The 13289-nt window shown below is 59.6% G+C and carries 13 protein-coding genes; 4 read left to right on the forward strand and 9 right to left on the reverse strand.

Annotated elements, in window-relative coordinates; all coding sequences use genetic code 11:
- Nucleotides 1-11: 11 nt before the first annotated feature.
- The 4 genes from ACIQU2_RS19695 to ACIQU2_RS19710 all read right to left on the reverse strand — a co-directional run bounded on the left by ACIQU2_RS19695 (nt 12) and on the right by ACIQU2_RS19710 (nt 2854).
- The gene (locus ACIQU2_RS19695) at nt 12-575 is read right to left on the reverse strand and encodes a rhomboid family intramembrane serine protease (protein ID WP_347802920.1); all 564 of its coding nucleotides are present in this window, start codon (nt 573-575) and stop codon (nt 12-14) included.
- 120 nt (nt 576-695) lie between these two features.
- Nucleotides 696-1394 carry a PspA/IM30 family protein gene (locus ACIQU2_RS19700; RefSeq protein WP_347802921.1) on the reverse strand — a complete coding sequence of 233 codons (699 nt, stop codon included), beginning with the start codon at nt 1392-1394 and terminating at the stop codon, nt 696-698.
- Between the two features lie 24 nt (nt 1395-1418).
- Entirely contained in the window at nt 1419-2000 is a 582-nt protein-coding gene (locus tag ACIQU2_RS19705) for a YjfI family protein (RefSeq protein ID WP_347802922.1), read from the reverse strand.
- A 299-nt stretch (nt 2001-2299) separates the two neighbouring features.
- Nucleotides 2300-2854 (reverse strand): cysteine hydrolase family protein, encoded by a 555-nt coding sequence (locus tag ACIQU2_RS19710; RefSeq protein ID WP_403143459.1) that lies wholly within the window; start codon nt 2852-2854, stop codon nt 2300-2302.
- A 102-nt stretch (nt 2855-2956) separates the two neighbouring features.
- On the opposite strand from ACIQU2_RS19710, the gene ACIQU2_RS19715 reads away from it, so the two are divergent.
- The 3 genes from ACIQU2_RS19715 (at nt 2957) to ACIQU2_RS19725 (ending at nt 5978) form a co-directional block, all read left to right on the forward strand.
- Entirely contained in the window at nt 2957-3943 is a 987-nt protein-coding gene (locus tag ACIQU2_RS19715; protein WP_347802924.1) for a GlxA family transcriptional regulator, read from the forward strand.
- Between the two features lie 177 nt (nt 3944-4120).
- Entirely contained in the window at nt 4121-5230 is a 1110-nt protein-coding gene (locus tag ACIQU2_RS19720) for a DUF3182 family protein (RefSeq protein WP_347802925.1), read from the forward strand.
- Nucleotides 5220-5978: an alpha/beta fold hydrolase gene (locus tag ACIQU2_RS19725; protein ID WP_347802926.1), complete on the forward strand. Its 759-nt coding sequence runs from the start codon at nt 5220-5222 to the stop codon at nt 5976-5978. Before ACIQU2_RS19720 ends, ACIQU2_RS19725 begins: the two co-directional genes overlap by 11 nt.
- Before the next feature lie 116 nt (nt 5979-6094).
- On the opposite strand, the gene ACIQU2_RS19730 is transcribed toward ACIQU2_RS19725, so the two are convergent.
- The 5 genes from ACIQU2_RS19730 to ACIQU2_RS19750 form a co-directional block, all read right to left on the reverse strand.
- Nucleotides 6095-7081 (reverse strand): lysylphosphatidylglycerol synthase domain-containing protein, encoded by a 987-nt coding sequence (locus ACIQU2_RS19730; RefSeq protein WP_403143461.1) that lies wholly within the window; start codon nt 7079-7081, stop codon nt 6095-6097.
- A complete protein-coding gene (gene clsB, locus ACIQU2_RS19735; RefSeq protein WP_403143463.1) occupies nt 7081-8364 on the reverse strand; it encodes a cardiolipin synthase ClsB in 1284 nt (427 codons plus the stop codon). The genes ACIQU2_RS19730 and clsB overlap by 1 nt, the downstream gene beginning before the upstream one ends.
- On the reverse strand, nt 8361-9158 hold the full coding sequence (locus ACIQU2_RS19740) for an endonuclease/exonuclease/phosphatase family protein (protein WP_403143464.1): 798 nt from the start codon (nt 9156-9158) through the stop codon (nt 8361-8363). Before ACIQU2_RS19740 ends, clsB begins: the two co-directional genes overlap by 4 nt.
- Complete coding sequence (locus ACIQU2_RS19745) at nt 9155-10081, reverse strand: DUF72 domain-containing protein (RefSeq protein WP_403143466.1); 927 nt, start codon at nt 10079-10081, stop codon at nt 9155-9157. The genes ACIQU2_RS19740 and ACIQU2_RS19745 overlap by 4 nt, the downstream gene beginning before the upstream one ends.
- A gap of 175 nt (nt 10082-10256) precedes the next feature.
- Nucleotides 10257-10751 carry an MFS transporter gene (locus ACIQU2_RS19750; protein ID WP_403143468.1) on the reverse strand — a complete coding sequence of 165 codons (495 nt, stop codon included), beginning with the start codon at nt 10749-10751 and terminating at the stop codon, nt 10257-10259.
- 374 nt (nt 10752-11125) lie between these two features.
- Here ACIQU2_RS19750 and ACIQU2_RS19755 point away from each other — a divergent pair, with 374 nt between their 5' ends.
- Nucleotides 11126-13249, forward strand: coding sequence for a mechanosensitive ion channel family protein (locus ACIQU2_RS19755; protein ID WP_403143470.1), 2124 nt, complete (start codon nt 11126-11128; stop codon nt 13247-13249).
- The last annotated feature ends 40 nt before the right edge of the window (nt 13250-13289 follow it).

Raw genomic sequence — 13289 nt, forward strand, 5'->3', positions numbered from 1 at the left:
CTCAGGTGCGGTTACCGGGCGGCATTAAACCTGCTGCGGGGCGCAGATAAAAGTACCTTCGCTGCAATAAATCCGGCGAACGCGCCAAAGATATGTCCTTCGAAGGAAACCCCCTGGCGAGGCAGGAAGCCAAAGACCAGCCCGCCATACAACAAGGCGACGACCACGGCGGTGATCAGATTGCCCCAACTGTGCTGGAACCAGGCGCGGGACAGGATGTACGCCCACAGCCCGAACACCCAGCCGCTGGCGCCGATGTGCACGCCGGAAAAGCCGAACAGCCAGACCAGCAAACCGCCCAGAACAATGATGATCGCGCTGACGGCGATAAAGCGGTTGAGCCCGTCAATGATGACCAGCGTGCCGAGGATCAAAAAGGGAATCAGGTTCGCGCTTAGGTGCGCGAAAGACGCGTGAAGGAAAGGCGAAGTGAGGATGCCGGGCAGTCCGTAGAGTGTCCGCGGGACCAGGCCAAATGCCAGAAAGCTATAGCCGGTCACGGCGTTGAGCACTTGTAACGCGACCATGAAAATCGCCACGCCGGCGATTGTCTTGAAACCCTTCAGGGCATCCATCCTTGACCTCGACTCGACAAAAAAGAAGGGCAACCAATTGGCTGAGAAGCAACACAACCCATGTGGGGGCGAGCAAGCTCGCTCCCACAGGTTAAGTGCCAGGCATCAGCGCAGGGCCGGTTACTCGGCCGACTTTTGCTTCAGGCGTTCCAGAATCGCATTGGCGCTGCCTTCGTTCGGCGTGATACCGGCTTCGCGAAGCTTGCGCTCCAGGTCGGTGCCGGTCGAAGCATCGGCCAGTTCGTCCTGGGCTTCCAGTTCAGCGGCGCGTTGCTGCTGCTTGGCCTGCAGGCGGTTCAACGTACCGACGGCGGTTTCCAGCTTGCCGTTGGCGCCGCCACTGGCGATCGAAGCGCTGACCTGGGCTTTTTGTACGCTTTCGCGAGCCTTGGCCATGTCTACTTGCTGACGCAGGCTTTTGATGCGGTTTTCGGCCTTGGTGATGTCTTTACGCATGTTGTCAGCGTAACCGCCGAATTCGGTGGCCTGCTTTTGCTCGACGTCCAGTTCATTGGTCAGGGTCGAAATGGCTTCGGCCACTTCCATTGCCAGATCTTCACGGTTGGCCTGGATCGCGGCCATCGCCTTGGACTCCAGGTCCTTGATCTTGGCGTTGTACTCGCTGACGCGGTCAGCCGACAGTTTATGTTTGGCCATGATGGTGACCAGCTCGCGCTTGGCGTTGGCCAGGGCGCTGTCAGCATCGCGAATTTCCTGGTCGAGGATGCGCAGGGCCTGTTGGTCGACGATCGATTCTCCGACTTCATTGGCACCGCCGCGCAGCGCGGTGAACAATTTGCTCCAGATGGACTGAGTCATTGGATATTTCCTATTCCCGAATAATTAATTGAAGAAACGTTCAAAGGCTTCGCTGGCGCGCTGCACGTTGTCGACGAGGGTTTTGACCTCGGTCACGATGTTGGTCAGGCTGGAGTCGGAGCTCAGCGCGCCGAACATGTTGTAAACGACCTGCCCGTTGGGCATGGACTCGATACCGATCGAGGACAGCGGGAACATTTCCCGGCTGCGCAGTACGGCATCGTTGAAGGCCGGTACGTCCTTGATCGACTCGACGTCCACCAGCACGGTGTCGACGATGATTTGCTCGCCAACGACCGCGATGTAAATCGGCAAGCCACCGAAATCGTTCATTTCCAGCTTGATGCTGGACTCGGAGCCTTGAACGAGAGAAAGAGTGATGTCGTTCGAAACCACTTCGTCCAGGGCCTGAAGGGCGCTAAAGAGGCGATCGATGTTCCAGTTATTACCTGCGCTCATGTAATTCTCCGACATGAATGAGCCAGCCAGAATCGGTTGGCGTAGCTGTTTCTCCATCTGCTTGAGCAGGCTTCGGTTTTCGGGAAGCACCCAAGTCTCGTGTTTCACATAACCGGCGGCACCCAGGCCCGCGCGCATCTGCTTCATGTAAAAGCTCGATGGTTTTTTCGCGGATGGTTTCAAGCGCTCTCCCTTGCGGCTCGCTGAATCGGTGACAGATCCGGAAGACGGATCTGGTGGAGAGCTGCTGTTCATGGTGCTGACCTCGCTTTGAAAAACTCACGCGTGAGAAACACTACAGGCATTTTTTACTGTCCTCAATAGCTCACGCGTGAGATTTTTTGACGGGCGGGCAGGCGCCATAAGTAAGAAGGCCAGTAACGTGCGAACGCTACTGGCCTTTCGGTTTACGGGACGTCGAATTGTGAGGCTCGACAAAAAATCTTTTAGTGAGTGGCTGCCAGGAAGTCGTTGGTGGACACCACGCTGGCATAGGCGAAGCCCAGGGCCGACATAAAGGCGGCGTGAACGTGGGCGGCGGGCACCGTGACGCCGTTGAATTCCAGGTCGCGAGAGGCGCAGGCGTCGTGAATCACGGTGACGCTGTAGCCAAAGTCCGCGGCGGCGCGGGTGATGCCATCGACACACATGTGGCTCATGCTGCCGACGACCACCAGTTCCTTGATGCCTTGTTCGTCGAGGATCGATTTCAGTTGTGTTTCACGGAACGAGTTGACGAAATGCTTGAGCACCACAGGCTCATCGGCGCGATTCAGGACTTTGGGGTGCAGCTTCGCGCCCTCGGAGCCCGGCGTGAAGAAGGGCGCTTCGTCGGAGGTGAATTCGTGGCGGATGTGCACCACCGAATCACCCGCATCGCGGAAGGCTTTGATCAACCGTACGGCGTTGTCCGCGGCGGCGTCGGCGCCGACCAGCGGCCACTTGCCTTGGGGGAAGTAGTCGTTTTGGATATCGACTACGATGAGTGCTTGCTTGGCCATGAATGTTTCCTCGAAGTGCTTGCTGGGTGTGGAATGAAGTATTGGGTCTGGCAGGCCGTCCGAGGATTGGCCGCACCGACAATAGAAGGGGGAAAACTGACAATGGACGCAGAAAGGCCAATCGCCGAGCTGGGCGTACTGATCTATCCCGGTGCGCAGATGGCGGCGGTGCATGGGTTGACGGACTTGTTCGGGGTGGCGAACCGGATTGCCGCCGAGCATCAGGCGGCGCAGTTGCCGTTGCTGCGGGTCAGCCATTGGCAGGTTGATGGGGATCAGACGCCCGGGCGGGTCTATGACAGTCATCCCGCGGCGGACGGCGCGTTGGTGGCGGTGTTGATCCCGCCGTCGATTGCCGGTTTTTCCGAAGGCCAGGCACCGCAGGGGCTGATTCGCTGGTTGCGACAGCAACACGCCAATGGCGCGACACTCGGCGGGGTTTGTGTGGGGTCGATTCTGTTGGCCGAAAGTGGCCTGCTCGACGGTCGCAGCGCCACCACTCACTGGACCTCGGCCAAAGCCTTCGCCGAGCGTTACCCGGCGATCAACCTCAAGGCCGACACCCCCATCGTTGACGACGGCGACCTGATCACCACCGCCGGGCTGATGGCCTGGTCCGAACTGGGCTTGCGCCTGGTCAACCGCCTGCTGGGGCCGAGCATCGCCACCAGCACCGCGCGGTTTTTGGTGGTGGAACACAGTGACAGCGCAAGTGAATGCGGCAGCAATTTTTCACCCATTCTCAGCCATGGAGATGCTTCGATTCTCAAGGTCCAGCATTGGCTGCAGAGCACCGGAGCGACCGATGTGTCGCTGGCAACGATGGCCGAGCGGGCAGGGCTGGAAGAGCGCACGTTCCTGCGTCGATTTCGTGCGGCAACCGGACTCAAACCCACTGAGTACTGCCAGCACCTGCGGGTCGGCAAGGCCCGGGAAATGCTGGAGTTCACCAACGGCACCATCGATCACATTGCCTGGACGGTGGGTTATCAGGATCCGAGTGCCTTTCGGGTGACCTTCAAGAAGATTACCGGGTTGGCGCCGAGTGATTACCGGACACGGTTTGGGGTGGGTGCGAGTCAGGGATGAGCGTCAGTCGTGCAAAATGCCAGAGTTGAAACCCTTGTCGTGCAGAATCAAGCAGGCACGGTGCTATCACGTTTTTCGCAACTGGCTGATTTGAAGAACGTTTGTCTTTGGTCTCCCTTGGCCTGATCTCTGCACCCCTTCAACTACATTCATCAAGCGCAGACTGAAGGGGGACGCATGACCCCAGCAAGCCGCAAGAAATTGGTGGTCGCCCACTCTGTGCGCCCCGAGGCTCCGTTGCACGAAGTGGAAACCAATCGTGCGCTGGCCCGTTGGCTGGCGCAGATACTGGGGCTTAAATTCGGCGGCAGTTACGACCCGGAGCTGCACAACGGTCGAGACCTTTATCTGTTGCCGACCCAGACGCTTGTTGGCGTCGCTGCCGCCCGGCAATTGGGCGTCAAGGGACCGGAGGATTTGTGGGGCGGTTATGTCGAGCATGATTTCATCTGCACCAAAGCCATCAGTCACGGGTTGCGCAACAAAAATGCTCACGCTCCGGAAGGCTGGTCACCGTTGTTTTCCGAACGTGTGCGCAGCGTGGTGCTCGACGGCCTCAGTGTTTTTTCCATGGACGATGCGCGGCCCGCGGCAGAACACCTGCTCTACACCGGTCCTATCCGCATCAAACCTATTCATGCCTGTGCCGGCCGTGGCCAGGAAGTGATCAAAAACCTCGACCAGTTCGATGCCATCCTCGCCAGACCCGATGCCAATGCGCTGTTCACCGAAGGCGTGGTGCTGGAGCAGGACCTGGACCAAGTGATCACCCACAGCGTCGGTCAGAGCTTTATCGGCGACCAGGTGCTGAGTTATTGCGGTGATCAATACTTGACCGAAGACGGTCAGGGCGAGCAGGTTTATGGAGGGTCGAACCTGCTGGTGGTGCGGGGTGACTACGACGATCTGCTCGCGCTGGAACTGCCGGACGATGTGCGGCTGGCGATCCGTCAGGCGCAAGTGTTTGACAGGGCCGCGGATGAGGCTTATCCCGGTTTCTACGCCTCGCGGCGCAACTACGACATCGCCCAAGGTGTGGACAGTAACGGCAAACAGCGCAGCGGCGTGCTCGAGCAGTCCTGGCGGATGGGTGGTGCCAGCAGCGCCGAAGTCGCCGCCTTGCAAAGTTTCGTCAACGACCCCGGGATGCGTGCGATTCGCGTGTCTTCGGTCGAGACCTACATCGACCAGCCGCTGCCGGCGGACGCCATCGAGGTGTATCGCGGGCCAGCGCAAAGCAGTGACTTTCTTCTCAAGTACGTAACGGTTAAATCCTATGACGGCTAGAAGCGAAACCATTCAAATCGACATCGACAATGAGCAGATGATTGGGACCTTTCTCAGTCCCAAATCGAAAGTGCCCGGCGTGCTCTTTGTGCACGGTTGGGGCGGCAGTCAGGAGCGGGACCTGGAGCGGGCGAAAGGCATCGCCGGTTTGGGTTGCGTTTGCCTGACGTTCGACTTGCGCGGGCACACCGGCGGGGCCGGTATTGCGCTGAGTCGAGTGACGCGGGAAGACAACCTGCGCGATCTACTGGCGGCGTATGACCGGTTGCTCGCGCACCCGGCGCTCGATACATCGGCGATTGCCGTGGTCGGCACCAGTTATGGCGGTTACCTGGCCTCGATCCTGACGTCATTGCGCCCGGTGCGCTGGCTGGCGCTGCGGGCGCCGGCGCTGTATCGCGATGATCAATGGCACACGCCCAAACGCGACCTGGACAAGCTCGATTTACGTGATTACCGCAGCACGTTAGTCCGCGCCGACAGCAATCGGGCACTGCATGCCTGTTCGCAATTTACGGGGGATGTGCTGCTGGTCGAATCGGAGACCGACGACCATGTGCCCCACGCCACCATCATGAGTTACCGCGCGGCCTGTCAGCAGACGCATTCGCTGACCCACCGGATTATCGACGGCGCCGATCACGCCTTGAGCGAACCTGTTTCACAACAGGCGTACACCTCGATCCTGGTGGGCTGGATCACCGAGATGGTGGTGGGTGAGCGGTTGAGCATTATCCAATCAACCTGAGACCTGTGGTGTTCTTGCGATCAATCGCGAGCAAGCTCGCTCCCACACTCGACCTGTGTTCGCAGGACTAATGTGGGAGCGAGCTTGCTCGCGATGACGGCCTCACAAACACCAGATCACTTGGGCTTTTTCGCGATCCGCAACGACTTGGCCTTGGCTTCCACGATCAGGTACATCACCAGGGTAATCAGTAGCGGCAGAATGAAATAGATCGCCCGATAGGCCAGCAATCCGGCCACCAGGCTGCCTCGGGACGCTTCATGTTGCAGCAGCGCCACGAACACCGCTTCCAGCACGCCGAGCCCGGCGGGGATGTGCGTGATGACTCCGGCAATTGCGCTGATCAGCAACACCCCAAGCACCAGCGGGTAATCGAGCTTGCTCGGCAGCAAGGTGAAAATCACCGCCGCCATCAGCGACCAATTCAGCGCCCCGAGGGCCAGTTGCAGCACCGCCATGCGCAGGGACGGCAGGTTGATTTCTACCCCGCGTATCGTCCACTCCCGCCGCTTGGAAAACTGACACGCTGCCAGGTACCCCGCGCTCACCAGCAGCAACAACACGCCCACACCTTGCAAGGCGCCGCTGCTCAGCTTCCAGCCTGGCGGCATTCGCACCAGTCCGCTGCTGAACACCGCACCGGCAATCACCATGTAACCGAACCAGTTGGTCGCCAGGCTCAACCCGAGAATTTTCGCGATGTTGCCCTTGCTCACCCCGAGTCGCGAATACAGCCGATAACGCATGGCAATACCGCCAACCCAAGCGCTCAGGTTGAGGTTGAAGGCATAGCTGATAATCCCCACCGGCAGGATCTGCTTCCACGTCAGGTCCTGGCGAATGTAGGTACGGCCGATCAGGTCGAAGCAGGCGTAGACCAGAAAACTCACCAAGGTCAGACCGGCCGCGATAATCAGCGTGCGCACCTTGAAATCGGCGAGGTTGGTGAACACTTCATCCCATTCGATGCGCTGGGCAAGCATCGTGAACAGCACGATCAGCGCCAGGAAAAACAGCATTGTCAGCGGCCGTTTCCAGCGGCTCCAGCGGGATTTGGTCGGGGTGTCGGCGTGGGCCGCCGGTTGCGTATCAGAGTGGCTCATCAGGTGTCACTCCCGGCAGAATGGGTAAAAGGTTTCAGGCGCGGTTTATGCGCCGGCAGCCAACCGGCCCAGGCCGGGAAGTGCCGCAGAAAGTGAAACACCAGAAAGCCGACGGTCATGTGCCAGACCCGCCCGCGCGGGGACTTGTCTGTGGACATGACCTTGCAATGGTTGTTACTCAGGTCTTCGAGGCGCTCGAACAGGTCGCGGTTGAAGGCGCGATCGCGGATCAACACATTGGCTTCCAGGTTCAAGGACAGGCTCAACGGGTCGAGGTTGCTCGAACCGACCGTGCTCCAATCCTCATCCACCAGCGCGACTTTGCCGTGCAGCGGACGGTCGCAATATTCGTAAATCTGCACGCCGGATTTGAGCAGGTAGTCATAGGTCATGCGCGCGGCGAGTTTGGCCGCCAGCATATCGGGCTGACCTTGCAGGATCAGTCGCACATCGACGCCACGGCGCGCCGCGTTGCGGATCTCGCGCAGCAGGCGATAACCCGGAAAGAAGTAGGCATTAGCGATCACCACCCGGCGCTGGGCACTGCGCAGCACCTGTCGGTAAACCTCTTCGATGTCAGTCGGATGCTCGCCGTTGTCGCGGTACACCAGGCGAACCTGGCCGTCATGATCGCTGAACGCCAGTTCCGAGCGCCGCTGCCTGCGGCGTTGCCACCAGTATTTGGCGCGAGCCGGGCGACCGCATTGCAGCAAGGCGAAGTGATGGATGTCGGCGACCGCCGGGCCTTGCACTTCAACGGAATAATCCTGCTTGGCCTCAGGGCCGAAGTCAGCCAGATGATCGGCAGAAAAGTTGATGCCGCCGATGAACGCAATCGTGCCATCGACCACCACGATCTTGCGGTGCAGGCGGCGGAACCAGTTGGTGCGGATGCCCAGATGTTTGGGCGCAGGGTCGAAAATCTGGATGCGCACGCCGGCCTCACTCAGGGCGGTGAGGTATCCCGTGCTCAGTTCACCGCAGCCAAAGCCATCGAGACTGGCGATGATCCGCACGCCGCGTTGAGCGGCGGCGATCAGTACTTCCTGCAGCTCGTTACCGACTTTGTCCTCGAACACAATGAAGGTTTCCAGCAGGATTTCAGTCTTGGCCTGACGCATGGCCTCGAACACCCGAGGGAAATACGCTTCGCCGTTTTCCAGCAGCTCTACGCGGTTGTTGCCTTGCCAGCCATATTCGATGTCGACCACGCCCGGTTCACGGATCGGCGGGGTTGTGGATAAGTGCTCCACATTGGTTTTATCCATCGATGGGCTGCTCATAGCTCGATCTCCACCGATAGCGGTGCGTGGTCGGAAAGGTGTGACCAGGGTCGCGCGGCCAGCACTTGCGGATGACTGGCCTTGAGGTTGCGCACATAGATGCGGTCAAGGCGCAATGCTGGCAAACGAGCTGGAAAACTGCGCGCCGGTTTGCCGTGGAGTTCGGCGAAAACCTCCCGCAAACCAATGGGTTTGAGCAGCGCGTCGGCACGCTGACGCCAGTCGTTGAAGTCACCTGCAACGATCACCGGGGCATCGCTGGGCAGTTCTTCGAGACGCTGGGCCAGCAACTTGAGTTGTTCGGTCCGGTGGGTTTCGCGAAGACCCAGATGCACGCAAATGGCATGCACTTCCTGGCCGTCACCGGGCATGCGCAGCACGCAATGCAGGATGCCGCGGTTCTCGTGACCGTTGATGGAGACGTCTAGGTTGTCGTGGCGAATGATCTGGAATTTCGACAGCAGCGCATTGCCGTGATCGCCCGCGGGATAGACCGCGTTGCGCCCATAGGCGAACTGCGGCCACAGGGTGTCGGCGAGGAATTCGTATTGCGGTATCGCCGGCCAATTGCTGTAGCGCTGGGGGTGATGCTCGTGGGTGCCGTGGACTTCCTGCAAAAACACCACGTCGGCGGACACGCTGCGCACCGCTTCGCGCAATTCCGGCAGGATGAAACGCCGGTTGAGTGCGGTGAACCCCTTGTGTGTGTTGACCGTCAGCACGGTGAAACGGCGCACGGCGGTGATGATTGATTGCTGTTCGTCGGTGGTGCCGACCGGTTCGGAAATGCTCATGACAGCACTCCTTCGGCGGCCAGTTCACCGGGACGGGTGGCGAGGTCTTTATCCAGATGAAAGCGCTCCAGCAAGCGGCGGGCATCGAAGGGCGCGCGGACTTTGATGTCGTTGTCGAAGTAGCAAAACACCTCACGGGACTTGCGCGCCTTGGGCTTTTGCCGGGGTGCGATCAGCTGGGGGTCGGGTGGTTGCTGGCCGTGGTACCAAGCCTCGATCCGGTCACCCCAGCGTTTCAGCGCTTCGGGGGTGTAACCGCTGGCATAGAGTTCTTCGGCACCGTGCAGGCGCAGGTAAACGAAGTCGCTGGTGAGGTCTTCGCGGTACGGCCATTTGCCGGCGGTGTCGGCGATAACCAGCGCAGCATTGTGGCGTTTGAGCAGGCGGATGAAGGCCGGGTCGACGAAGCTCTCGTTTCTGATTTCTACGGCGTGGCGCAAAGGCTTTTTCCCGTAGGCCTTCATGCTGGCCTGACCGTTCACGTGCGAATCATGCTGGCGGGCGAGGGCGGCGGCCTCTTCGGTGTTGTGGGGCAACTGCTCCAGAAAGGTCTCGAACAACTCGGCATCGAATTTGAAGTTGGGCGGGAATTGCCAGAGGATCGGGCCGAGTTTTTCTTTGAGTTCCAGCACCCCGGACGCAAAGAAATTCGCCAAGGGTTTATGGACGTCCCGCAGTCGCCTGATGTGGGTGATGAAACGCGGGGCTTTGACGCTGAAAACGAAGCCCCTCGGGGTTTCGGCGTACCACTGGGCATAACGTTCGGGCCGTTGCAGCGCGTAAAACGATCCATTGATTTCGATGCTGTTGACCGCCCGTGAGGCGAATTGCAATTCGCGCTTGTGGGTCAGCCCCTTTGGGTAGAAATCCCCCCGCCAGGGCGTGTAGCGCCAGCCTGAAATACCGATGTGGATCGCCGCCATGTCGCCTCCCGTCTAATGGTTCTCGGACTACCCTAGTCTTTTGATGACTGCGGGGCGGGCGAGAAAGTTTCGACGGGACTACGGACGGTAAAGCAAAGATCGCAGCCTGCGGCAGCTCCTACAGGGGCATGTGAACACCTGTAGGAGCTGCCGCAGGCTGCGATCTTTTTATCTATCAATGCCCAGCGACGATGCGGGTCGAGCCTTCAGCAGGTTCGGCATACACCGGGCCCAAGCGATCAAGACGACCGCTCCACGCGGTCAGCGCCAACGCGACCAACACCACCAGACCACCGATCCACACGGTGTGGATCAGGCCTATGTGAGCAACGATCAGGCCACCACCCCACGCGCCACCGGCGATGCCGAGGTTGAACGCGGCAATGTTCAGCGACTCGTAACTCGGCGCTTTCCAGGCCAGCAGGTTGCCGAGGGTGAACAGCACCATCAGCGACAACAGCAGCATTTTGCGCGGGACTTTGCCCGTGAGGGCGGTCAGCACCGGGGCGCCAATGGCAACGCCCAATGCGTAGAGACTGACCAGCAGGCCGGCGGACGGCAGGCTGACGCCAAGGTCGGCGCCGATGGTGGGTAACAGGCCAACGATGACGAACTCGGTCGTCCCGATGGCGAAGGCGCTGAGGGTCAGCGCGAGCAAGGCAATGGGCATGGCTGCACCTCCGGTGGATTGTTTGATGGAGCGCAGTGTCCGGGTTTGGGTTATGCGAAAAAATAGAGGAATGGGCATTTGATATTTGCGTGTAGATCAAATATCGAAAGGGTTAAAAAGTCTTTCAGCCGCAACGCAGACCTGGTAGCAGCTGGCGAAGCCTGCGTTCGGCTGCGTAGCAGTCGTGAACCCTGAGTGCACGGTGAATCTGACACACCGCAGTGTCTGACTTTACGACTGCTGCGCAGCCGAACGCAGGCTTCGCCAGCTGCTACATGGATTGCGTGATGGCCGCATTGTCTAACGGCCAAAACCGAACTTGCCTACAATTCCCCGATCAGTTCCTTACAGACCCTTTTGCAGGAGCGCCGCGTTTGTTCAAGTTCAAGACCGCGATACTACTCGGGGCATTGCTGATTTTGGGCAGCAACGAGCTGGAGGCTGCCGCACTGCCGGGTGTGCCGGCCACCGTCGCGACACCGCTGGCCCACCCCGAACCGCTGGTACAGGGTGGTTTGCTGGGTGCCATCAGTTCGAGCATTGAGGAAGTCCAGGGAAAACTCGATCTCAACGAGGACCTGCTGGACGCCTGGCGCCTGCGTGCAGACCGGGCGGCCGATGAGGTGGATCAACTGGTCAATCATCCATCGTCCCGTTCGAGCTGGAGCGTGGCGGGGGATTTCCTGTTGTTGTCCGGTGTTTGGATGGGCGTTTTCGCGCTGCTCTGGTTGCTTGGCGGGCTGCTCGCCAAACGTCTGTGCCAGAACCGCCTGCTGCTCACCCGCGAGCGCGGTCAGGCATTGCTGGGTTATGTGTTGCCCTACACAATTCCGGCGCTGATCAGCCTGCCGCTGACGCTGTATGTCAGCCACTTCTTGCAAGTGTCCGCCGGGCGGGCGCTGGCATTGTGTTTCGCCTATGCCACCAGCAGCGGCATTTTTGCCGCGTCGTTGCTGTTGTCGCTGGTGGTGCTGTTCAACGCCGGCCACAAGCGCCGGGCGGTGCAGATTATTCGTCAATACAGCCCACGACCACTCTTTCTAATTGGCTTCCTCGTGGCCCTGAGCGACGCCTTGACCAGTCCGCAGATCGCCCGCCTGCTGGGTGGCAATCTCACCAGCAGTATCGCGGTGTTCACCGGGATGGCGGCCTCGATCGCCTTCGGCATTCTGGTGTTCAAAATGCGTCGTCCGGTCGCCCATCTGATCCGCATTTTGCCGTTGTCCCAGCGCCTCAGCCAGCCGGCCTTGCGTGAAATGCTGCGGATCTTTTCCGGGCTCTGGTACTGGCCGATTCTGTTGATGGTGCTGGTGTCGGTGATCAATCTGATCGGCATCGGCGATGACAACCAGAAAGTACTGCGCTGTGCGTTGTTTACTACGGTGTTGCTGATTGCGACGGTGTTTCTCAGCACGTCGCTTCATCACCTGTTCAAGTCGCGCAGTGAGTTGGCCGTGCGCCGCAGCAGTGCCTACAAAGAGCGCTTTCTCAGCCTTTCCCATGCGTTGCTGCGGATCGCCCTGGCGATTGTGTTCATCGATGTCCTAGGGCGCATCTGGGGCGTGTCGCTGTTCGAATTTGCGGTGAGCAATGCGGTCGGCCGGGCGATCAGCGATTCCCTGAGCCGCATCGGTTTGATTTTCCTGGTGACCTGGATGGTCTGGGTGGTGCTGGACACGGCGATTCAGGAAGCCCTGAAACCACCTGTCAGCAAACGCTCGGCGCGCCAGCCCAGTACCCGCGTTAAAACCATCCTGCCGCTGCTGCGCAACGCGATAAAGATCATTCTGGTGGTGATCTGCGCCATCACCACCATGGCGAACCTGGGGATCAACGTTGCACCGTTTTTGGCCGGTGCCGGAGTCGTGGGGCTGGCCATCGGTTTCGGTTCCCAACAATTGGTGCAGGACGTGATCACCGGGTTGTTCATCATCATCGAAGACACGTTGTCGATTGGCGATTGGGTGGTACTCGACTCCGGCCACGCCGGCACTGTTGAAGGCCTGACGATCCGCACCTTGCGCCTGCGCGACGGCAAGGGGTTTGTGCACTCGGTGCCATTCGGTCAGATCAAGGCCGTGACCAATCAATCGCGGCAATTCGCCTATGCGTTTTTCTCGGTGCAATTCACTTACGACACCGATGTCGACAAGGCTATCGAGTTGATCCGCGAGGCCGGGGATTCCATCCGCGAAGATGCGTTCCTCAAGTACAACCTGCAAGGGCCGCTGGATGTGTTTGGTGTCGACAAGATGGACCTCAACGGCGTGGTGCTGACGGCACAGTTCCGCACCGTGTCGGGTGGACAATACGCAGTGAGTCGGGCGTTCAACCAGCGTTTGAAAAAGCTTGTGGATAACAGCCCGTGGGTGCACTTCGCGCAGACTTATCCACAGCAGGTTTTGATGCCCAGGCAGGCTGTTGAACTGCCGCAAAGCGATGGGATTGCATCGGAGCATTTATCGGTGTTGTTGCCGGATCAGCCGCGCACTCAATAATTTTGGTGCGCTTACTGGCCTCTTTGCGAGCAGGCCAGTG

Origin of the sequence: Pseudomonas sp. NPDC098740, assembly GCF_044760065.1 — a bacterium.
GTDB lineage: Bacteria > Pseudomonadota > Gammaproteobacteria > Pseudomonadales > Pseudomonadaceae > Aquipseudomonas > Aquipseudomonas rossensis.

Bases quoted from the DNA above. Each gene is read 5' to 3' on its own strand.
- ACIQU2_RS19730 (WP_403143461.1), bottom strand. From the start codon at position 7,081: ATGAGCCACTCTGATACGCAACCGGCGGCCCACGCCGACACCCCGACC.
- ACIQU2_RS19725 (WP_347802926.1), top strand. From the start codon at position 5,220: ATGACGGCTAGAAGCGAAACCATTCAAATCGACATCGACAATGAGCAG.
- clsB (WP_403143463.1), bottom strand. From the start codon at position 8,364: ATGAGCAGCCCATCGATGGATAAAACCAATGTGGAGCACTTATCCACA.
- ACIQU2_RS19750 (WP_403143468.1), bottom strand. From the start codon at position 10,751: ATGCCCATTGCCTTGCTCGCGCTGACCCTCAGCGCCTTCGCCATCGGG.
- ACIQU2_RS19740 (WP_403143464.1), bottom strand. From the start codon at position 9,158: ATGAGCATTTCCGAACCGGTCGGCACCACCGACGAACAGCAATCAATC.
- ACIQU2_RS19705 (WP_347802922.1), bottom strand. From the start codon at position 2,000: ATGAAGCAGATGCGCGCGGGCCTGGGTGCCGCCGGTTATGTGAAACAC.
- ACIQU2_RS19695 (WP_347802920.1), bottom strand. From the start codon at position 575: ATGGATGCCCTGAAGGGTTTCAAGACAATCGCCGGCGTGGCGATTTTC.
- ACIQU2_RS19720 (WP_347802925.1), top strand. From the start codon at position 4,121: ATGACCCCAGCAAGCCGCAAGAAATTGGTGGTCGCCCACTCTGTGCGC.
- ACIQU2_RS19710 (WP_403143459.1), bottom strand. From the start codon at position 2,854: ATGGCCAAGCAAGCACTCATCGTAGTCGATATCCAAAACGACTACTTC.
- ACIQU2_RS19715 (WP_347802924.1), top strand. From the start codon at position 2,957: ATGGACGCAGAAAGGCCAATCGCCGAGCTGGGCGTACTGATCTATCCC.
- ACIQU2_RS19700 (WP_347802921.1), bottom strand. From the start codon at position 1,394: ATGACTCAGTCCATCTGGAGCAAATTGTTCACCGCGCTGCGCGGCGGT.
- ACIQU2_RS19745 (WP_403143466.1), bottom strand. From the start codon at position 10,081: ATGGCGGCGATCCACATCGGTATTTCAGGCTGGCGCTACACGCCCTGG.